This window comes from Ramlibacter sp. (assembly GCA_019635435.1).
Taxonomy (GTDB): domain Bacteria; phylum Pseudomonadota; class Gammaproteobacteria; order Burkholderiales; family Burkholderiaceae_C; genus JAHBZM01.
This window is the reverse complement of record JAHBZM010000001.1, coordinates 1810341-1830187: the sequence shown is the minus strand read 5'-3', so window position 1 is coordinate 1830187 and position 19847 is coordinate 1810341. Positions and strand designations below refer to the sequence as shown.

The window sequence follows — 19847 nt, the reverse complement described above, 5'->3', positions numbered from 1 at the left end:
GTGCTACCCCAATGCTTGCCCAGTCAGGATTAGCCGACCAGGCGCCTCAACGCAAGCGCCGTCTACTCACTTTTTGATAGCGCAGAGTGGCCGCCGGTATTGGACTCCAGGCACTTTTGGCTCTGAATTGACCGCTGAGCGGCTCACCGCGTGCCCCGGCAAGCCGGGTACGTCGAGCAACCCCAGAACTGCTTGCCCGCATTCGCGCCCTTTTTTGCCGTGCGCAGCACCATCGCTGCTCCGCACGAGGGGCAGGCGGGTGACGCCGCAGCCTGGGGCCGCATCGACAGCGGTGCGGGCGCGGTCTCGGCCTCGTGCTCGGCCTTCACGTCCCTGATCAAGGCCAGCAGCTTGGGGCCATCGAAGAGCTTGACATTGCGCCCGCTGGCAAAGGCCTGGGCGTCGGCGGTGAAGCGGCCCGAGGTGATGACGTAGCCGCCCGTGGCGCCGCGCGCCGCCATCACGCCATACAGCTCGCGCACCACGTCCACGCCCACCTTGAAGGCCTTCCACTGCTTGCATTGCACAAGAAAGGTTTCGCCGCCCTTGGTCAGCACCAGGTCCACGCCGCCATCGGCGCCGTTGCCGCCGAGTTCGGTCACGCGGTAGCCCTGCCGGCTGAATGCCTCGCCCACCAGCATCTCGAACTCGCGCCAGCTCATGCCGTCCAGGGCTTGCGCACTGTTGGACTGGGTTACATCGCTGAGGAGGCCTTGGCGCTTCTTGCGGCGCAGGAAGGAGACGAGGGCGGCCAGCAGGCATAAGAACGGCACAAAGAACTGGCCGTAAAAAGCCAGCACGGCGATGAGCGCGAAGCCGGCGTTCGCAGGTTTTGCCAGGCCTGCCACCGTGGGAACAATCGCGAACCGGTGCAAAACCAGATAGCTGGCCACCGCGAGCGCCACGCCGGCCCACCACGGCAGCATGGCCACCAGATTCACCAGGCTCTCGCCGGCGCTTTCCCTCTTTTTCCTGGCCATAAGCCACCCCCTTTTCTTCTCTGGCGCATCGTAAGAGCGCCGGGGAAAGCCTGCAAGCCCATTGCGCGCGGGGGGCCGGCCGGTCAGACTTTGCTAGGTATAAGCCGAGATCAGCGCCGACAACCCGGCCGGTAGCGCCCCCTCCGGCAGCGCGGCGGCGACCTGCTCGGGAGCAATGCCTTCGCGCTGGATCACGACGTCGTAAATCTTGCAGTCAGACTTGATTGCGGTCGGTGCAATGCTGGCACCCGCCAACCGGAAAGTGACGACATCACCCTGAAAGCCATCGACGATGAGTTTGCAGCCCTTGGGGTGGGTGAAGGTTCCGGTGGCTCCGGGGCGATGCGAAATGACGATCTGCAAGTCCACCGCGGGCACGGCTTGGGGCGCGGCAAATGAATCCGCGCAGATCTGCAAGCGGCACATCAACTCACGGAAGTCAAAGTCGAAATAACCGCGCGGCCCGTTGACAAACGGCAGGTTCAGGCCCCGCTCCGGGCTGGTGTCCCTCTTGTCGTACCAACCGCGTTGGTCATTGGAGCAGACGGCGTCACCGCCCAGGTAAACGTAAGCGCGGTTGTAGGCCCTTGTTTTGTCTCGCGACAAGAACATGAGCGTGCCGGGGATGATCAGCATGGCGGGGAACTTGGCGCTGAGCGCCATCATCCGTTGCCCTATGAGCATTGCAAGGTCGAAGTCGGCAGCCACGGCGTCCACAGAAGGGCCACTCGCAACCATCGCGCTCGCACTGGGGTTGGGGCCCGCCGCTGCGGCAGCTGCGGGGGAGGCCTCCCAGCGGCACAGATAGTCTTCGGGTGCAATGAAAACGTTGGCATCGGCGACGGCGGCCACCGCCGCTTCCAGCTTTGCCAGCCGGTGCTCGGTGTCTGCCAGAAGCCCCTCGTTCTTGATGCAAAAGGCCGCAATGCGCAGCGGCGTGAGGCGCAAGGGGTCAGCCTGCGCTGCACCGCTGGGGGCCCCACCCATGGCCGCCGCGCTTGCACCGCCCGCAGCCACAGCGGCCTTTGGAACGACGAAGAACGTGGTGCCTCCCGTCGGGGCGGAAAACACCTGCACCTGTACCGGACGCAACCGAAGGCCGCCATGGTCGATGGTGCCGGCCGCATCGTCCTGCACGCACACATGGGCGTCGTTGAAAAGCTTGTGGAGTGCACCGGAGGCCGGCATCCGCCGGATAAACCAGGCCATGCCCGTGGCGCCGTTCAACGAGGGCAGCGTGCTGGGGTCCTTGAGCTCCGCTTCAGTGGGAAGCCGGTATTCCTTCATCGGCATGATGAGGTCTCCCGCTACAGCCCCGCCTGCGCCAAGTTCCTCAGCGCTCTCTGGTCCGGTGTCAGGTCATGGTCGTACAGGCGCATGGCGTTGTACGCGGCGCCGTCCCCGGGCTTGAAATGCGACGGCGACGCAAAGGCCGCGCCAACGCCAGCCGCCTGCGCGCCCGGGTGCTTGTGAACCACAAAGTCCGTGTCGGGCACATCGACGCCGTTGCGCCGCAGCTGGAGCGTTCTGGCCTTGACGTTGCCGTGCGGCAAAGTACGCGCTGCGCCCAGGTGCCAGGTGATATGCGGGGTGTGCGCGGCCACCAGCCCAATGGCCATGGTCAGCCAGGCCTTGAAATTGGCCGCCGAGTCGCGCGCGCACACCGGGATCACGGCCGCGGTGGCCGCCGCCAGAGCTGCGGCAGCGGCCGCGGCGGCTGCTGCTGCGGCGGCCGCGGCAGCAGCGGCGGCCGCCTGGGCTGCCGCAATTTCCGCTGGCGTCGGCCCCGCCAGTGCCTGAATGGCCGCAATGGTGGTCACGGCCGCCGCAGTCAGCGCCGTCTGGAAGGCTGTTTTCTGGTACGGCGTCAGCGCGGTGTAGACGGCGCGATGCCCGGCGTTGGCCTGAACCGTGTAGATGCTGTTGACCACCACCGCTGCGGCACCCCCCGGCACGGCCGGAACCATCTCGACTGGCATGAATGTTCCCCTTGTTAGGCGATGCCGATCATCGGTCCACGCACGATGAAGTTGCAACGGAATTACCGCACACGAAACCGAGCTTCGCGCATCGAAGGTTACGCGGGCAACTTCTACCTGATGACCCTGACCAAGCCGCTCACGGCGCCAGCCCCTTAGACTCGCCGCATGAGCGACATGATCAACCCCCAACGCCGCGCCTTGCTGGGCACGCTGGGCGCCCTGGCGGTGCCCGCGCTGGCCCTGCCCGCCTGCGCGCAGCGCACCCCGGCCGCCAGCGCCACGCTGTCAGCGGGCGAGATTGCCGCCGCCGTGGACGCCGCCTACCGCCCGCTGCTGCAGGCGCATGCGATCGACGGCATGGTGGTGGGCATTGTGGAAGGCGGCCGCAGCCACTTTTTCAGCTACGGCGTGGCCTCGCGCGCCAGCCCCGCGCCCGCCACGCCCGACACGCTGTTTGAGCTGGGCTCGCTCAGCAAGACCTTCACGGCCACGCTGGCCTGCCACGCGCAGGCCACGGGCCGGCTGGCGCTGACCGACACGCCCGGCAAGCACCTGCCCGCGCTGCGCGGCAGCGCGATAGACCAGGCCACGCTGCTGCACTTTGGCACCTACACCGCTGCCGGCCTGCCGCTGCAGTTTCCAGACGCGGTGCAGACCGATGCGGCCGCCATCGCCTGGCTGCGCAGCTTTCAGCCCACGGTGGCGCCGGGCACGGTGCGCCAGTATTCCAACCCCAGCATCGGCCTGATGGGCCATGCCGCGGCGGCGGCGCTGGGCAAGCCGTATGCCACGCTGTGCGACGAAGAGCTCTTCCCCGCGCTGGGGCTGCAGCGCACCTTTGTGCAGGTGCCGGCGCGTTTCATGGCCGGCTACGCCTGGGGCGTCAACCGCGCCGGCCAGCCGGTGCGCGTGAACCCCGGGGCTTTTGCGGCTGAGGCGTATGGCGTCAAGTCCACCGCGCGCGACATGCTGCGCTTTGTGCAGGCCCAGATGCAGCCCGGTGCGCTGCCCGCGCCGCTGCGCAGCGCGATTGAGCAAACGCAGGTGCCGCGCTATGACGTGGGCGCCATGGTGCAGGGCCTGGGCTGGGAGCAATACCCCTGGCCCAGCTCCGACGAGCGCATGCTCGACGGCAACTCCAGCGCCATGGCCCTGCAGCCGCAGAGCGTGAGCCCCCTCATCGCCCCACCGTGGGACGCACACGCCACCGTGTTCAACAAGACCGGCTCCACCAACGGCTTTGGCGCCTACGCCGCGTTCATCCCCGGCCACCACACCGGGCTGGTGATGCTGGCCAACCGCAACTTCCCCAACACCGCCCGCGTGAGCGCCGCCCATGCGGTGCTGACGGCGCTGGCGCCGGGGTGATGGCGCAAGGCCGGTTACTCACTTTTTGATAGCGCACAGTGGCCGCCGGTATTGGACTCCAGGCACTTTTGGCTCTTAAATGCTTCCTAAGCGCGGCGGTCCCATGCACAATACCCCGATGCGCCCTTCCGAAGCCCTCTCTACCCACCTTGCCCGCGTCCGTCAGATCGCGCTGTCGCATCGCGTGACGGGCGTGCAGGTGTTTGGATCGGCGGCCCGCGGGGACGACGCTGAGGGCAGCGACCTGGACCTGTTGGTCGAGCCCACGGCCGAGACAACGCTCTTCGATATAGGCGCCATCCGCTTCGAGCTGAAGCAGTTGCTGGGCGTGGAAGTGGATGTGCTGACGCCAGACGCCTTGCCCGAGAAGTTTCGCGCGCAGGTCTTGCGGGACGCCCGCCCTCTATGAGCCGCAATGACCCATTGCGGCTGCGCGACTATCTCGAGCACATTGTCCAGGCCGTTACCCGGATAGAAACGTATACCGCTGGCATGGACCAGCAGGCCTATCTCGCCGACGCCAAGACCCAGGACGCGGTGATCCGCAACCTCGAGGTCATCGGTGAAGCTTGCAACAACGTGGCCAGGCATCACCCCGCCTTCGCAGCGAGCAATGCCTCGGTGCCGTGGAGCTTTGCATACGAAATGCGCAACGCGCTGGCGCACGGGTACTTCAAGGTCGACCATGGCATCGTGTGGCGCACCATCCAGTCGGATCTGCCACCCCTGTCATCATCGATCCGGATCATTCTGGAAACCTCGCCCGGCGTCTGAACCATGACGATCCGTTTAGTTGTCGCCGTAACGGACATTGAATGGTTTACGCTTTTACGCCAGCAACCACTGCTGAAAGAAGTCAATTTCTGGGCGCCCTCAGGAAACAACTTCCGAGCGCTACAGCCAGGGGAGCTGTTCCTTTTCAAGCTCCACGCGCCTATCAACAAAATAGTCGGCGGTGGCGTCTTCGCATACTCCACGCCCTTGCCTGTCAGTCTGGCGTGGGAGTCATTTGGCATCTCCAACGGCGTTCGCTCCCTGGCGGAGATGCGCAAGCGAATTCTCATGTACCGCCCAGCCATTGCGGACGACCGGAGCGACTTCCAGATCGGCTGCCGAATTCTGACCCAACCATTCTTCTTTGAAGAACGTGATTGGTTGCCTGTGCCAAGTAGCTGGTCCCCCAACATCGTGGTGCTGAAAACCTACGACACCGCCGCCGAAGACGGATTGAGTTTGTGGCGCGCAGTGTCTTCCCGAATTGCAACCGCACCCGCAATGGCCGCGGAAGCCATGGAGATGCCGCAGCGCTACGGAACGCCCCACCTGGTCCACCCTCGCCTTGGCCAAGGCGCTTTCCGGGTGGTGGTGACGGATGGGTACCGCCGTCGGTGCGCTATCACTGGCGAAAAGACTTTGCCGGCGCTGGACGCCGCGCACATACGCCCGTACAGCGAAGGCGGCGCACATATGGCATCCAACGGCATCCTGTTTCGCCGCGACATTCACAGCCTGTTCGATGCCGGGTATGTCACCGTCGGCCCTGACCTCAGGTTCGAAGTCAGCGCCCGAATCCGTCAGGAGTTTGAGAACGGACGCCACTATTACGAATTGCATGGCAAGGAGCTCGCGCTTCCCGCCTTGCTGCACCAGCGTCCTGATTTGACGGCGCTGGAGTGGCACAACAGCGTGGTCTACAAAGGGTAGGCTTTTCACACCCGCCCGCTGGCGCCGGGGTGATGGCGCAAGGCCGGTTACTCACTTTTTGATAGCGCACAGTGGCCGCCGGTATTGGACTAGACGCCCAGCGCTCCACTGTCCACCGCCGCGGCGTTCTGCGCCTCGGTAGCCGCGCCGTCGCCCTCCAGATAGGCAATGCAGGTGGAGCGGTGCACGACCACGCCGGTGCTGTCCTGCCATCTGAGGTTGTAGACCAATGCGCCGTTGTAGAACCACTTGTCGCAAAAATCCTTGATCTTTTTCATGCGCTCGATGCCGATGGCGTTGTCCTTGTGGACGATCATCACGGTCATCTTGCGGTCCCAGTGCTTGAACTGCACGGCCAGCTTGCCAGTGGTGTCCACATGCACCAGGTAGGTCCGGGTGGGGCTCGCGCCGATCACGGCCACACAGACCTGGAAGCCATCCGACACCAAATAGCCACCGGTCAGACAGCTCGTGCTGGCGCCGGTGCGCACAAACACGGCCGGCTTGCCCAGCGCGGTGCCGTCGTCCAGTCGCACGTCCTCCAGTTCAAGCTTGTCGTCTTCATCCCGATTGGGCAGGGGTGCAGGCCGCGCGTAGGGCACGGGGTGCTTGCCCCGGTCGAGCGTCCACAGCGTGGGCGCGGTCCGCAGCGGCGTGCGGGCCAGCTCGCCTATTGTCTGGGGCAGGCTTTTACGGTGCAGGAATCGGTGGTGCATGGCGTGGTCCTCGCTGTGGCGCGATTAAGCCAACGGCGCGCGGTGCGTTCAAGGCAACAAAGTCACTGCGGCCCGATGCTTTTTTTGGCACAGTCACAATCGGCCCAGCTGTGCACGGCCTGAGCCTGGCGCTCAGGACTTGGTGTACCCGCCGTCAATCAAGAACTGCTCGCCCGTCGCGTAGCCCGACGCATCGCTGGCCAGGTACACGGCCAGAATGGCCAGCGGCGGGGCCTTCGCGCCGTCAGGATCACATGGCATCATCGCGCCCATCAGCTCGGGGGCGGCGCTGCTGCAGGGCGGCGCGATGGTGCTGGCCGATCCGTCGGCGTATTCGTCTTACGCTGCCTACACCTCGGGCTCAGGCGCCGCGCAGCCGGGCTCCAACTATGCGGCCAGCAACTACACACCCCTCTCGCCGGAGCTGGAGGCCCTGGCCGCAACGCTGCGGGCGGTGATGCATCCGCGGCCCCCCACGGTGGCCAGGACCGAGGGCGCGGTGGTCATGTGCGCGGGCCACGCCGACGAAGACACCGACGCCAGCGACCTGATCTCGGTGCACCTGCGCATGGGGCAGCACATTCCGCCCGCCTGCCGCCCCGACCCGGCCATGCCGCAGCGGGTGCGCTACCTGCGCAGCGAGGCCGAGCGCGCGCCCTACAAAGTGCACATCACGGGCGGCAACTTGATGTACCGCAATCGGGCCATGGACACCACGGGCGCGCGCAAGGTCATCAAGCAGGACTTCAGCACGGCGGGCCGGGCCATGGGGCCGCTGGGCGAGATCACCAACCGCTTCCTCTACGCGATGTCGGTCGACGGCACCCTCTACGCGGCCGACATGTCCACCGAATACAAGGACGGCGGGGTGTTCGACCTGTACACCTTTGGCGGCATCTCGGTCAACAACACGCACAAGCTGGCGCAGAACTATGGCGGCAGCGTGCGCGGCCCCCGCACCGAGCTGGTGGGGTTCCACCACTCGTCGTTCCTGGCAGGCGACGAGGTGGCCTGCGCGGGGGAGCTTGAGGTGTCGCACGGCAAGCTGGTGAGCATCAACAACAACAGCGGCCACTACACGCCGGCGCCCGAATGCCTGCTGGCGGTGATGGACAGCCTCAGCCGCGTGGGCGTTGACTGCGAGTCGTATTCCATCGGCGCCAACGTGTCCGACGGCATGGTCCACGGCAACATCCTGTACAGCAAGGGCCGCAAGAAGTTCATCGCCTGGCTGCTGTCGCAGCGCCCGCCGCTCAAGCGGCGGTGAGCGCAGGCCTGACTTGGCCGCCCGGGGCGCGCAGCCGGATGAACGGCGCCAGCCCGGTGGGCCACACGTCAATGGGCGGCTCGGTCCGCGCGTCGCGGTGCACACCAAAGAAGCTGAGCAGCCGGTCGGACTGGGTGACGGGGACGTAGTTGGAGCACAAGAGGGAAATGATATGGGCAGGGGCGCCGCGGGCATCGGCCACGCATTTGTCCAAGCCCCGTCCCCGTCCCCGTCCCGCGGCGCTATAACATCCCGCCTACAAAATCAACGAGGGAGAAATTGATGGATCTGATCGTGAACGGGCTGATGGCGCTGGTTTTCGGCGTGCCTGCCGTCCTGGCCATGGCGATACTGGTGGCTACCGTGCGCCTGGCCCGAATTGCGCTGCGCTCGCCCACCCTGCGCATCGTTCCGCGCGACGCGATCCCGCCCGAAATCCGCGCCGCTCTCGATGCTGCACGGCCAGAACTGGAGGCATTGGGCTTCCGGTACCGGTTGAGCACGGCGCAGGAGTCGTTCGCGGTCGCCCAGGGCGACACCCTGGAGTTCACGGATGCGTACCAGCACGCGGACGGCCGCACGCATGCGCACGTGAGCAGGCCGAGCCTGCCGAGCGACCCCGACTTGTACCGCGTCGCCTTCACTTCGCTGGTGCAGGGGTGTCCTGCCCTCATGACCACCAACTGCAGGGCGCACGAGTCCATCATCCCGCCCCCAAACGCAGACCTGCAGGACCGGTATCTGCCTAACTGGCAGGAGTCATGGGCATTTCACCAGGCCCGGCTGGCCCAGTTGAAGGGCACCATCCTGACCGATGGCGACACGTTCCTCCGCGCCGACCAGGAAATGACCGAGACCTTGCTGCCGCACGGCCAGCGCCTGGGCCTCGTGCACCGCGACGGTGAGCACTGGTACATGAACCTGCGCGCGGCCGTTCGCTATGCCATCCGGTGGAACCTCGGGCAGCGGCGCGTGGCGCGGGCCCATGCAATGCGGCCCCCCAGCCCTCCCGCCGTTGAACTACCCGCTGGCGCCGGTTTGACGGCCGTTGCCAGGCTGGAGACAGACGTCGCGCAATACGAGAAGCACCTTGCGCTACAGCGCTCGCTGCGCTGGTCGGGGAGGCGCAAGTGGCAGATTTTTTCGCTGAGCGCCCTGCTCTTCCTGGGGATCGGGAGCCTGTGGATCAGCTGGACATTCCTGCCCATCCTGTTGGCGGTGATCGCCTTGCACGAGGGCGGCCATTTCCTCGCGATGAAGCTCTCCGGGTATGGCAACCTCTCGGTATTTTTCGTCCCCGGGCTGGGCGGCCTGGCCAGTGGTGAAAAGCCGTCAGCAGGCCCGTGGGAAAAGTTGCTGGTCTACCTGGCCGGGCCGCTGCCTGGCATCGCACTCGCCGTGGCCGGCCTGTTGGGCATGATGGGCGGCTGGTTCGTTCCACCGCCATGGTTCCTCGAGCTCCTGGTGGCCTGCCTGGTGATCAACTATCTCAATCTGCTGCCCATCACCCCGCTGGACGGCGGGCGGGTGGTGGAAACTTTCCTGTTCGCCAGGCTGCCAACGGCGCGCTTCGTCTTTGCTGTGCTGGGTGTGCTGGCGTTGCTGGCCATGGGCATTTCCACCAGCGACCCGGTTCTGCAGATCGTCGGCGCACTGGTGGGGCTGAGCCTGCCGCACCAATGGCGCGTGATGAGGGTGGACCGCGCGATCGTGCGCCAGCCCGGCGAAACGCTGGGCCAGCGCGAAGCGATGGAGCATGTCTTTGCGGCACTGCAGCGGCCCGCCTTTGCGCGATGGAACGGGGCGCAGCGCATCAACGTGGTGGCAGCGCTTTTGCCTGAGTTGCAGGGCCGGCGGCCCCGTGCGCTGGAGGCCATTACCGGAATGGCCATCTACCTGCTGGTGCTGGCGGCGCCCATCGGGCTGGCCGTGCAGGCATTCCCCGGCGGTTGGACGTCCGTGGCCCTGACCGCCGGGCTGCACCCATCCTATGTGCCCGACGATGTAGACCCCACACCCGGGCGCGCCCAACCCGCGGCCCCCGAGCCCGACTGGATCGTGCAGGCTGACCGCATTGAAACCGTGCCCCCACCGCAGCGCCTGCAGGTGCTCTTGCAGGCCGCTGAGCAGGCCGAGTCGCGCGACGACGGGGAGCGGCGCAGCCGGTACGCGCGCTCGGCATGGGCCCTGGCGCAGGAACGCGAGCCCGGAGACATTGACCGTGCGCAGGCCTTGCTGCTCACCGCAGACTCCGAAAGCGGGCCGCAGGGCGACCTGCGCCTGCGGCAGTTGGTGCAGGAACTTCAGGGCAGCTCAGCCAGCCGTGCCCAGCTGCTGCTGGCGCGAGCCAAGGAACGGCTGGCCTACCTGCATGAGCTGCCGGCCCACGAACGGGTCACCCTGAGGGAACAAGTGCTTGTGCACTACGACGCCGCGCGCGTAGAGCCCCACATGGTCGACAGTGCCCGGCTCTCGCTGGCCCGGGCTTACCACGAGAGCAACCAGTTTCCGCAAGCCGAGGCGGAGCTGCGCCGCAGAATCGACGCGCAAGCGCTGCCACCGCAGGCCGACCGCAGCATGCAGGCCCTGAACGCACGGGTCTCGCGGACCAGCGCGGAGACCGATCTGGCGTGGTTTCTGATCGACCGGGGGCGCGTCAGCGAGGCTTCGCAGTTGCTCCAGACGGCCGCGGCCCGGGTTCCCAGGCGGGTGTCCAACAGTTGGCAGTATCCCAACCGGCAGGTTCACGAGGCCTGGGTGTGGGCCCAACTTCAGCAAAGCGACGCAGCGTCGCTGGAGCGGGCCTGGCGCCGCTACGAAGACAGCCGCACCACCAACGGCAGGGGGCCCAATCTTTTGCACGAGGTGGACCGATTGATCGTTGCCCGCGCGGTGCGCGATGCATCGATGGAAAGTGAAGCGCGTGCGGCAATCGCTCAGGTTCGCGCGGGCCCTCAGGGCAGGGGCTTCCAGGCTCGGTATTGCAGAGCGCCAGACTCCGAGACCTGGCGGCGGCTGCAACACGCCGCGCGAGCGGATGCGGCACGCTCCGCAGGGCTGTGCCCGCGCACCTAGAGCGCGCCCGGCAAGGGTGAAATGCTGCGCGACCAGGTCGCCGGCAAGGTGTCGCCCGACACGTGTTTGAAACGCAAGAGCAGATGCTGGCGCGCTATCGGCAGACGTTGTAGGCGACCAGTGCCGCGCGGCGGGCGTCAGGCTGCGCGTCAAAAGCTCCCGATTTGGCCGCCCGGATAAACTCCTTTGCGCGCCGTGCCGATGCGTCGGCCCGGGCCCAAAGCATCAACAGCAATTCAGGGAAAACGCATGCCAGCCTTTTTGAGAATCCGGTTTGCCATGGCCGCCATTTGCATGGTTGCCATGGGGTCTGTGGCCTTCGTCCATGCCCAGACCCCGCCAGAAGGGCTGAAGGAAGTGGGCCTGACCACCAGCCAGTTCGAGCGGGCCGCGCCGCTGCCCGCCTGGGTGGAGCCCCAGACCCAGCTTCCCGCCACGCAGGACAAGGGCCCGGCGGTCTTGTTGCTGGCAGACACCCAGTTCAATGCCGCAGTGCCAGCCTTCCATGTGCACCGCGCCTGGCTGGCCAACGCGGCTGACGTGCTGAATGAACTGGGGCGCTATTCCATTGAGTTCGACCCCGCTTATCAGCGCTTGAAGCTGCACACCCTTCGCCTGGTGCGCGCTGGCACGGTCATCGACAAGCTGGCCACCGCCAGGATTTCCTTTCTGCAGCGCGAACTGGGCCTGGAGCGCGGTGTCTACAGCGGACAGATCAGTGCCTCGCTGCTCATTGATGACGTGCGGGTCGGTGATGTGTTCGAGGTGGCCTACACCATCGAAGGGCAAAACCCGGTGCTGAACGGCAAGTATGTCCAGTCCGCAAGCTGGGACCAGAGCCTGCGCACCGAGTACCGGCGCGTGTCGATGCTGTACCCGATGAGCCGGAACATCGCCTGGAAAATGTTTGGCGACCTGAACAAGCAACAGGACCAGCCCAGGGAGTCTGTCCGCGGCGACATGCGCCACCTGCTCTGGGAGACCCGCGCCCTCGCGGCCACGGAGATTGAAACACGGGTCCCTTCCGAGTTCATCCCGTTCAGATACATCCAGTTTTCGGAGTTCCAGAGCTGGAACGAGGTGGGCACCTGGGCCAGTGACCTGTTCAAGGCCGAGGGCAAGCTCACGCCCGCCGCAGCCGAGCTGGTCGCGGAGTTCTCCCGCAAGCCCACGTCCGACGAGCGCGCGTCCGCGGCGCTGAGCTGGGTTCAGAACGAAATCCGCTACGTGTCGTTGGTGCTGGGTGAAAGCTCTCACAGGCCAGCCCCCGCCAATGTGACGCTGGAGCGCCGCTATGGCGACTGCAAGGACAAGTCGGCGCTGCTGATCCAGTTGCTGCAGGCCATGGGCATCGAAGCCCGGCCGGTGCTGGTGTCGGCGCGGAGTTTTCGCGGTGTCAGCCGCAGCCTGCCCTCGCCCCATGTTTTTGACCACGCCATCGTGCGCGCCGTGGTCGATGGCCAGGTGTATTTTCTCGACCCCACCCGCCGGGGTCAGTGGGGTCCGCTGGCCACCATGGGCCAAGTCTGGGAAGACGCTGAAGTATTGCCCGTCGATCCGAAGGCGTCTGCGTTTGAGATCGTCAGTTTGCCCAGCCCCGCAGCCCGCAGGCGCAATGAGCTGGCCGAAAAGATCACCTTGCCCAAGTTCGGCGGTGACGCCGAGGTATTCGTCCAGCACAAATACTCGGGATACGAGGCAGAAACCCGCCGGGAACTCTTTGCTTCGATTCCGGCCAGCACACTGGAAAAAGGATCTCTCGAAAACTATGAGCGGCGCTACCCGGGTATCCAGCACGTGGCCTCCCCCGTGGTCAAGGATGACCGGATCAACAACACGCTGACGCTTGAGCTGCGCATGAAGGCGCCCAAGATGGCGCCCAGCGTGGGCCCGGGCTGGTTTCTCAAGTACGCCGCCTCCAATTTCCAGGGACTGATCGCCTTGCCCCCTTCAGCCAACCGCAGCCAGCCCTACGACATGCCTTCAGCCGGCGTCAACAAGTACTCGGTGGAAGTCGAGTTCCCCCCGGAAGTGGCCAAGGTCACCGACCCGGAAACCCGCTCCGTACGCGACGACGCCTTCGAGTTCACCATGACCCGCAGCTTCAGGGGCAACCGCGCAGCCACGTCATTTGAGCTGGTCCTGCCGGGCAGGCCGGTGGAAGCCAGCCGTACCAGTGCCTTCATGGCGGCGGTGCGCAAGGTCTACGACCTGGACAGGGGCGTTTACGTGGTCGAGCGCGACGAAGTCAAAGCCAGCGGTTTCCTGGGCCTGGGTGCCAAAACACTGCAGCAAATGATGGAGTCACAGCTGACAGACCGGATCGAGAAAGTCAGCAAGGGCATCGACAGTGGCCGCCTGAGCGGTGAGGACCTGGCTGAAGCCTATTGCAACCGGGCCGAAGCCTTGTCCGATCTCGGCAAGCCTGCCGAAGGCCTGAAGGACGCAGAGAAAGCCGTCAAGACATCGCCCAACTTTGCGCGGGCCTACGCCTGCCGGGGCACGATCAACTTTGCGGGCGGCGATTTCGTCAAGTCGATCGGCGATCTGAGCCAGGCCATCTCTCTGGCGCCCGAGGAGGCGCGCACCTACTACCTGCGCGGCCATTCCCGCTTTTACGCCGGGCAGTTTGCCTCGGCCGCCGAGGATTTCCGCAAGGCCGGAGCAGACGCCGGCGGCGATCAGGACCTGCGGCTCTACGCCGAAATGTGGCGGGTGTGGGCCCAGAGCCGGGCGGGCATCACGCCCACCCCGGAACAACGACAATTCGCGGCCCTCAATCCCCAAGGCGAATGGCCTCGCCCCGCCCTGGCCATGCTGCACGGGCTGCTGACACCGGCCGAGGCGCTGGCCGCCGTCGAGAAAAAGAACGGGGACGACCGTGTCATGGGTCTGGCCGAGGGCTACTTCTACGCGGGTCAGTGGTACCGGATGCAGGGCGACAACGCCAGGGCAGCCGAGTACTTCAGGAAGACGCGGGGCCAGGGCATCCTGCTCTACACCGAACACGTTGCGGCAGCGTTCGAGTTGCGCCAACTCGAAGCCACGAAATGATCGTCATGCCGGGCCCGGCACATGAGTTCTCCGGGCGGCGCGCCGATTTGCTCTCTATTTGATAGCGCGACATGGCCGCCCCGCCTGGACTCCAGCCACTTTTGACTCTGAAAATCCAAAAATCAGCGCAAATGGGGCGCTACGCGCTTCTCTAGCAGCGTCACCAGTTCCGGCTGCATGAAAACGTAGTCATCCAGGATGTCGAGGCACACCACGCGCTTGCCTGCCAGCGCCTTGTGAAAGCGCTGGTTCAGCCGCGCCCGGTGGGCTTTTTCCATGACGAAGATCACGTGGGCCCAATGTACCTGCCCGGCGTCCAGCACCGTGTCGGCATCGGGCGCGAGCTCGGCTGAATCGGTGGCCACGCCCGGGTAGTTCGCAAACACCTGCTCCGCCGTCGGGCTGCGCAGGCGGTTGCGGCTACAGACAAACAGGAGGTTGAGCATGGGAGGGATTGTGACTCCCTGTCTCATGGGGCCTCGACAGCCGTGCCCCGCCAAACTCTCGTCCATGCACCCCGCCATCGCCCAACATCGCGCAGGCATATCCGCCATTTGCAAGCGCTACCGCATTCGCCGCCTGGAGGTGTTTGGCTCGGCTGCACGGTCTGATGACTTTGACCCCGAACGTAGCGACGCGGACTTTCTGGTCGAGTTTGCGCCCGGCGTGCAGCCAGGGCTCGACACATTCTTCGGCGCCAAGGCAGCGCTGGAGGCCTTGCTGGGGCGGGGTGTGGACCTTGTGGAGCCTGGTGCGGTTCGCAACCCGTACGTGCTGGCCAATATCAACCGCCACCGCGAAGCCGTCTATGCAGTGTGACCCGCGCCATTGCCAACCATGCCCTGCCTTCCTTGCTAGCCGCCGTGCAAACGCTGCAGGATGAATTGAAGTAAGTTGCTCCATTTTTGATAGCGCACAGTGGCCGCCGCCATTGGACTCCAGCCACTTTTGATTCAAAACCCGGCTATCGCACTCCAGCGAAGGGGCTGAGCGCCAACCCGGCCCCTTTCGCGCCCCTCACCTCACGTCATACCGGTCCAGGTCCATCACCTTGGTCCAGGCCGCCACAAAGTCCTTCACGAACACCGGCTGCGCGTCGCTGCTGGCATAGACCTCGGCCAGCGCCCGCAGTTGCGAGTTGGAGCCAAAGACCAGGTCGGCCACGGTGCCCGTCCAGCGGGGCGCGCCGGTGCTGCGGTCGCGGCCTTCGAGCACGCCTTCGGCCGTGGCGGACTTTTGCCACTGCGTGTTCATGTCCAGCAGGTTGACGAAGAAGTCGTTGCTCAGCGTGCCGGGCCGCGTGGTGAACACGCCGTGCGGCGTCTGGCCCACATTGGCGTCGAGCACGCGCAGGCCGCCCACCAGCACCGTCATCTCGGGCGCGGTCAGCGTGAGCAGGTTGGCCTTGTCGATCAGCAGCTCGGCGGTCTGGGCTTCGCAGCCCTGGCGCACGTAATTGCGAAAGCCGTCGGCCACGGGCTCGAGCACGGCAAAGGCTTCCACATCGGTCTCTTCCTGCCGCGCGTCCATGCGCCCGGGTGTGAAGGGCACCGTGACCGCGTGACCCGCCTTCTGCGCGGCGGCTTCCACGGCGGCGCTGCCGCCCAGCACGATCAGGTCGGCCAGCGAGATCTTCTTCCTGCCACCGGCCTGGGCCGCGTTGAATTCCTTCTGCACGGCCTCGAGCACGGGCAGCACCTTGGCCAGTTCGGCAGGCTGGTTGGCCTCCCAGTCTTTTTGCGGCGCCAGGCGGATGCGCGCACCGTTGGCGCCACCGCGCTTGTCGCTGCCGCGGAAGGTCGAGGCCGAGGCCCAGGCCGTGCTCACCAGCTGCGCCGTGCTCAGGCCCGAGGCCAGCAATCGGGCCTTGAGCGCGGCCACGTCCTGGTCGTTGACCAGTTCATGGTCCAGCGCGGGGATGGGGTCTTGCCACAGCTGCGGCTCGGCGGGCACCAGCGGGCCCAGGCAGCGCGAGAGCGGGCCCATGTCGCGGTGGGTGAGCTTGTACCAGGCCTTGGCAAAGGCGTCGGCAAATTCCTGCGGGTTGGCGTGGAAGCGGCGCGAGATTTTTTCGTAAGCCGGGTCCATGCGCAGCGCCAGGTCGGCGGTGGACATCATGGGCGCGTGGCGGATGGCGGGGTCGTGCGCATCGGGCACGGTGGTTTTGGCGGCGGGGTCGGTGGGGGTCCACTGGTGGGCGCCGGCGGGGCTCTGGGTCAGCACCCATTCGTACTTGAAGAGGATGTCGAAGTAGTCGTTGTCCCAGCGGATGGGGTTGGTGGTCCAGGCGCCTTCCAGGCCGCTGGTGATGGTGTGCACGCCCTTGCCGCTGCCAAAGCTGTTCTTCCAGCCCAGGCCCTGCTCGGCGATGTCGGCGCCCTCGGGTTCGGCGCCCACGTACTGGCCAGGGTTGGCCGCGCCGTGGGTCTTGCCAAAGGTGTGGCCGCCGGCCACCAGGGCCACGGTTTCCTCGTCGTTCATGGCCATGCGCGCAAAGGTCTCGCGGATGTCGCGCGCCGAGGCCAGCGGGTCGGGTTGGCCATTGGGGCCTTCGGGGTTGACGTAGATCAGGCCCATCTGCACGGCGCCCAGCGGGTTCTGCAGCTCGCGGTCGCCGGTGTAGCGCTTGTCGCCCAGCCACTCGGCTTCCGGGCCCCAGTAGATGGCTTCATCGGGCTCCCACACGTCCTGGCGGCCGCCGGCAAAGCCAAAGGTCTTGAAGCCCATGGACTCCAGCGCAACGTTGCCGGTGAGGATCATCAGGTCGGCCCAGGAGATCTTGCGGCCGTATTTCTGCTTGATGGGCCACAGCAGGCGGCGGGCCTTGTCCAGGTTGCCGTTGTCGGGCCAGCTGTTCAGCGGCGCAAAGCGCTGGGTGCCCGAGCCCGAGCCGCCGCGGCCGTCGGCCGTGCGGTAGGTGCCGGCGCTGTGCCAGGCCATGCGGATGAAGAACGGGCCGTAGTGGCCATAGTCGGCGGGCCACCAGTCCTGCGAGTCGGTCATGAGCGCGTGCAGGTCCCGGATGACGGCATCCAGGTCCAGGCTGTTGAACTCCGTTGCGTAGTCAAAGCCCTCGTCCATGGGGTTGGACAGGGCCGACTGCTGGTGCAGGATTTTCAGGTTGAGCTGGTTGGGCCACCAGCTGGCGTTGGTGCCGGCGCCGGCCAGGGCGTGGGGGCGGGCGGCGCCAGAAAAGGGGCACTTGGCTTCGTTGGACATGGGGTCTCCTTCAGAGTCAGACGGGTTGCGGTTCACGGTGCGTCCAGTCTAGGCGCTGGTTAGCTATCAATCAACATTGATTTATTAATAAAAGCTATAGTGAAAGCCAAAGACGGCCCCTGAAACACCGCTCGGAACCCGCACACCTTGTCACAAGACTTTGCGCAACGAGTGCATGACTTTGCGCTGCGCCAGCAGCCCAGGCCCCACCATGAAGACTCATCCACCATGGAAGGTCTCTCATGAAATCCAGAATTCTTGTTTGCGTCGTTGCGGCTGCTTCACTGGGCGCAAGCTCGCTGAGTTTTGCCCAGGCCTCGGGCTACGACGCCCACCTGGACACCGGCCGCCCCGGCGAGCTCTACCCCCAGAACGGCCGCCAGTTCGCCCAGCATGACCGCGGCCGTGGCCCGCAGCAAGGGCGCGGGCACGACAACCGGCGCGACGACAACCGCCATGACAACCGGCCCGGCAACCGCGACCACCATGTCTACTACGGCAACCAGGGCCAGCGCTACTACTACGACGCCCGGGGCCCCGAATGGCACCGCGGCGGCTACATCCCGCGCGAGTACCGCAGCCGGCAGTACGTGGTCAATGACTGGCGCGGCCACCACCTCCATGCGCCGCCGCGCGGCCATGAGTGGGTGCAGGTGGGCAGCGACTACGTGCTCATCGCCATCGCCACGGGTGTGATCGCGCAGCTGCTGCTGAGCCATTGAGCCCCTGACACCCTCACCGCCCGGCCGTTGCGCCGGTGCGACTTCGGCGCGGTTGATCCGCGCCGTTGTCGTTGTGCGTCGCTTAGCATTGGCGTTCACTCTTCAGGCAACCGGGCACCGACCTTGCTGCAGGGGGTGAACAAGAGGAGTGACGGCAATGAAGAGTACTTTTTATGCACCCGCCTTCCGGGTGATGGGCCCACTGGGCCTGGGCGGCTGCTTCGTGGTCACGGGCGCGCTGTTCTGCAGCGCCACGCTGGTGGCGCTCGCGGCGCCGCTGCCGCGCCCGGCCGCCGGCACGCTCGCGGTGGCATTGGTGCTGCTGGCCTGCTATGCGCTGGCCGCGCTGCGGGCCTTCATGGCACAGGGCACCGAGCGCACCATCCAGCTGGTGCAGCGCATTGCCAGCGGCGAGCTGGTCACCGAGCAGGCCCATGCCGCGCGGGTGCGCCAGGGCGGCGATGCCGACCGCCTGCACGACACCATCATGCAGATGAACCGCAGCCTGGCGCTGATCGTCAAGCAGGTCTGGTCCAGCGCCGAGGCCATCGCCAGCGGCGCGCGCGGCATGGCCGCGGGCAATGGCCAGCTGGCCGAGCGCTCGCAGGAGCAGGCCGCCTCGCTGGAGGAAACCTCCTCGGGCATGGAGCAGCTGGCCGCGCTGGCGCGCCAGAACGCCGAGCACTGCGCGCGCGCCAATGAACTCGCCGCCCGCTCGGGCGAGGTGGCCGTGAAGGCCGCCACCAGCATGCAGGACGTGACCGCCACCATGCAGCGCATCGAGGACAGCGCCGGCCGCGTGCGCGACATCCTGGGCACGGTGGAGGGCATTGCCTTCCAGACCAACATCCTCGCGCTCAACGCCGCGGTCGAGGCCGCGCGCGCGGGCGAGCATGGGCGCGGCTTTGCCGTGGTGGCCAACGAGGTGCGCACGCTGGCGCAGCGCAGCGCCCAGGCCGCGCGCGAGATCAAGGAGATCATTGGCCAGACCACGGGCAGCGTGGAGAAGGGCCGGGGCCTGGTCAGCGCCACCGGGCGCACCATGACCGAGGTGGTGGACAGCGTGCGCGAGGTCACGCAGGTGCTGGGCGCCATCGCCCACAGCTCGCGCCAGCAAAGCGGCAGCGTGGAAGAGATCAACCGCGCCATTGCCGCCATCGACTCCGCCACCCAGCAGAACGCCGCGCTGGTCGAGGAGGCCACCAGCGCCGTGGAAGACTTTGGCCGCGAGTCGGCCCAGCTGGTGCGCGCCGTGGGCCGCTTCAAGACCGACCGCGCCGACGACCGCGCGCGCGCCATGGCGCTGGTCAAGGCCGGCGTGCGGCACATGCGCAAGGTGGGCGTGCGCCAGGCCTGCCAGGACTTCATGAACCCCGGCGCCGGCTTCATCCACGGCGAGGACTACCTGTTTGTGGTGGACATGAAGTGCACGCGCCTGTCCTTTGCGCCCGACCCGTCCACCGTGGGCCAGGACGACAGCGGCCTGCGCGACGCCGACGGCAACCTGCTGTCGCAGCAGAACGTGGAGATCGCGCGCACCGCGGGCTCGGGCTGGAACGACTTCCGCGTGCCGCACCCGCTCACCGGCGAAGTGCTGCCCAAGTCCGCCTATGTGGAGCGCTGCGACGACGTGGTGATTGGCTGCGGCATTTACTGGCGCCAGGCCGATGCACCGGCCGCGGCGCCGGCGGATGCGCACCGTTCGCCCGCCCGGCTCGCCCCGGCCGGCCGGGCCCGCCGTGCGCTGCCAGCCACCTGAA

The 19847-nt window shown here is 66.4% G+C and carries 17 protein-coding genes; 10 read left to right on the top strand and 7 right to left on the bottom strand.

Going from position 1 to position 19847, the window contains the following annotated elements; translation table 11 throughout:
- Nucleotides 1-143: 143 nt before the first annotated feature.
- The 3 genes from KF796_08775 to KF796_08765 form a co-directional block, all read right to left on the bottom strand.
- Nucleotides 144-980: a restriction endonuclease gene (locus KF796_08775; GenBank protein ID MBX3586727.1), complete on the bottom strand. Its 837-nt coding sequence runs from the start codon at nt 978-980 to the stop codon at nt 144-146.
- Between the two features lie 93 nt (nt 981-1073).
- The gene (locus KF796_08770) at nt 1074-2273 is read right to left on the bottom strand and encodes a hypothetical protein (protein MBX3586726.1); all 1200 of its coding nucleotides are present in this window, start codon (nt 2271-2273) and stop codon (nt 1074-1076) included.
- Nucleotides 2274-2287: 14 nt separating this feature from the next.
- Nucleotides 2288-2959 (bottom strand): hypothetical protein, encoded by a 672-nt coding sequence (locus KF796_08765; protein ID MBX3586725.1) that lies wholly within the window; start codon nt 2957-2959, stop codon nt 2288-2290.
- Between the two features lie 177 nt (nt 2960-3136).
- On the opposite strand from KF796_08765, the gene KF796_08760 reads away from it, so the two are divergent.
- From KF796_08760 to KF796_08745, 4 genes are all read left to right on the top strand, one after another.
- Nucleotides 3137-4330, top strand: a complete 1194-nt coding sequence (locus KF796_08760) for a beta-lactamase (GenBank protein ID MBX3586724.1) — start codon at nt 3137-3139, stop codon at nt 4328-4330.
- A 118-nt stretch (nt 4331-4448) separates the two neighbouring features.
- Entirely contained in the window at nt 4449-4739 is a 291-nt protein-coding gene (locus KF796_08755; GenBank protein MBX3586723.1) for a nucleotidyltransferase family protein, read from the top strand.
- On the top strand, nt 4736-5104 hold the full coding sequence (locus tag KF796_08750) for a DUF86 domain-containing protein (GenBank protein MBX3586722.1): 369 nt from the start codon (nt 4736-4738) through the stop codon (nt 5102-5104). The genes KF796_08755 and KF796_08750 overlap by 4 nt, the downstream gene beginning before the upstream one ends.
- Before the next feature lie 3 nt (nt 5105-5107).
- Nucleotides 5108-6034 (top strand): HNH endonuclease, encoded by a 927-nt coding sequence (locus KF796_08745; GenBank protein MBX3586721.1) that lies wholly within the window; start codon nt 5108-5110, stop codon nt 6032-6034.
- 89 nt (nt 6035-6123) lie between these two features.
- Here the strand turns inward: KF796_08745 and KF796_08740 are convergent, their stop codons facing one another.
- Complete coding sequence (locus KF796_08740) at nt 6124-6750, bottom strand: hypothetical protein (GenBank protein ID MBX3586720.1); 627 nt, start codon at nt 6748-6750, stop codon at nt 6124-6126.
- Nucleotides 6751-6967: 217 nt separating this feature from the next.
- Between KF796_08740 and KF796_08735 the strand changes: the two genes are divergently transcribed.
- Nucleotides 6968-8017, top strand: a complete 1050-nt coding sequence (locus KF796_08735; GenBank protein ID MBX3586719.1) for a hypothetical protein — start codon at nt 6968-6970, stop codon at nt 8015-8017.
- On the opposite strand, the gene KF796_08730 is transcribed toward KF796_08735, so the two are convergent.
- Entirely contained in the window at nt 8004-8177 is a 174-nt protein-coding gene (locus tag KF796_08730) for a hypothetical protein (GenBank protein ID MBX3586718.1), read from the bottom strand. The genes KF796_08735 and KF796_08730 overlap by 14 nt on opposite strands.
- A gap of 122 nt (nt 8178-8299) precedes the next feature.
- Between KF796_08730 and KF796_08725 the strand changes: the two genes are divergently transcribed.
- Both KF796_08725 and KF796_08720 read left to right on the top strand, forming a co-directional pair.
- Entirely contained in the window at nt 8300-11092 is a 2793-nt protein-coding gene (locus KF796_08725) for a hypothetical protein (protein ID MBX3586717.1), read from the top strand.
- Nucleotides 11093-11371: 279 nt separating this feature from the next.
- Nucleotides 11372-14146 (top strand): DUF3857 domain-containing protein, encoded by a 2775-nt coding sequence (locus KF796_08720; protein MBX3586716.1) that lies wholly within the window; start codon nt 11372-11374, stop codon nt 14144-14146.
- Nucleotides 14147-14268: 122 nt separating this feature from the next.
- On the opposite strand, the gene KF796_08715 is transcribed toward KF796_08720, so the two are convergent.
- Entirely contained in the window at nt 14269-14592 is a 324-nt protein-coding gene (locus tag KF796_08715; protein ID MBX3586715.1) for a low molecular weight protein tyrosine phosphatase family protein, read from the bottom strand.
- Nucleotides 14593-14656: 64 nt separating this feature from the next.
- Between KF796_08715 and KF796_08710 the strand changes: the two genes are divergently transcribed.
- A complete protein-coding gene (locus KF796_08710; GenBank protein MBX3586714.1) occupies nt 14657-14965 on the top strand; it encodes a nucleotidyltransferase domain-containing protein in 309 nt (102 codons plus the stop codon).
- A 198-nt stretch (nt 14966-15163) separates the two neighbouring features.
- Here KF796_08710 and katG read toward each other — a convergent pair whose 3' ends face one another.
- A complete protein-coding gene (gene katG, locus KF796_08705) occupies nt 15164-17365 on the bottom strand; it encodes a catalase/peroxidase HPI (GenBank protein ID MBX3586713.1) in 2202 nt (733 codons plus the stop codon).
- Between the two features lie 242 nt (nt 17366-17607).
- Between katG and KF796_08700 the strand changes: the two genes are divergently transcribed.
- Nucleotides 17608-18087 (top strand): RcnB family protein, encoded by a 480-nt coding sequence (locus KF796_08700; GenBank protein MBX3586712.1) that lies wholly within the window; start codon nt 17608-17610, stop codon nt 18085-18087.
- Between the two features lie 157 nt (nt 18088-18244).
- On the top strand, nt 18245-19846 hold the full coding sequence (locus KF796_08695) for a cache domain-containing protein (protein ID MBX3586711.1): 1602 nt from the start codon (nt 18245-18247) through the stop codon (nt 19844-19846).
- Nucleotide 19847: the final 1 nt, after the last annotated feature.

What these genes read in the sequence shown, in the direction of transcription:
- KF796_08720 (MBX3586716.1), top strand. Translation starts at nt 11,372, where the DNA reads ATGGCCGCCATTTGCATGGTTGCCATGGGGTCTGTGGCCTTCGTCCAT.
- KF796_08760 (MBX3586724.1), top strand. Translation starts at nt 3,137, where the DNA reads ATGATCAACCCCCAACGCCGCGCCTTGCTGGGCACGCTGGGCGCCCTG.
- KF796_08735 (MBX3586719.1), top strand. Translation starts at nt 6,968, where the DNA reads ATGGCCAGCGGCGGGGCCTTCGCGCCGTCAGGATCACATGGCATCATC.
- KF796_08700 (MBX3586712.1), top strand. Translation starts at nt 17,608, where the DNA reads ATGAAATCCAGAATTCTTGTTTGCGTCGTTGCGGCTGCTTCACTGGGC.
- KF796_08725 (MBX3586717.1), top strand. Translation starts at nt 8,300, where the DNA reads ATGGATCTGATCGTGAACGGGCTGATGGCGCTGGTTTTCGGCGTGCCT.
- KF796_08765 (MBX3586725.1), bottom strand. Translation starts at nt 2,959, where the DNA reads ATGCCAGTCGAGATGGTTCCGGCCGTGCCGGGGGGTGCCGCAGCGGTG.
- KF796_08750 (MBX3586722.1), top strand. Translation starts at nt 4,736, where the DNA reads ATGAGCCGCAATGACCCATTGCGGCTGCGCGACTATCTCGAGCACATT.
- KF796_08775 (MBX3586727.1), bottom strand. Translation starts at nt 980, where the DNA reads ATGGCCAGGAAAAAGAGGGAAAGCGCCGGCGAGAGCCTGGTGAATCTG.
- KF796_08740 (MBX3586720.1), bottom strand. Translation starts at nt 6,750, where the DNA reads ATGCACCACCGATTCCTGCACCGTAAAAGCCTGCCCCAGACAATAGGC.
- KF796_08745 (MBX3586721.1), top strand. Translation starts at nt 5,108, where the DNA reads ATGACGATCCGTTTAGTTGTCGCCGTAACGGACATTGAATGGTTTACG.
- KF796_08770 (MBX3586726.1), bottom strand. Translation starts at nt 2,273, where the DNA reads ATGCCGATGAAGGAATACCGGCTTCCCACTGAAGCGGAGCTCAAGGAC.
- KF796_08695 (MBX3586711.1), top strand. Translation starts at nt 18,245, where the DNA reads ATGAAGAGTACTTTTTATGCACCCGCCTTCCGGGTGATGGGCCCACTG.
- KF796_08710 (MBX3586714.1), top strand. Translation starts at nt 14,657, where the DNA reads ATGCACCCCGCCATCGCCCAACATCGCGCAGGCATATCCGCCATTTGC.
- katG (MBX3586713.1), bottom strand. Translation starts at nt 17,365, where the DNA reads ATGTCCAACGAAGCCAAGTGCCCCTTTTCTGGCGCCGCCCGCCCCCAC.
- KF796_08755 (MBX3586723.1), top strand. Translation starts at nt 4,449, where the DNA reads ATGCGCCCTTCCGAAGCCCTCTCTACCCACCTTGCCCGCGTCCGTCAG.
- KF796_08715 (MBX3586715.1), bottom strand. Translation starts at nt 14,592, where the DNA reads ATGCTCAACCTCCTGTTTGTCTGTAGCCGCAACCGCCTGCGCAGCCCG.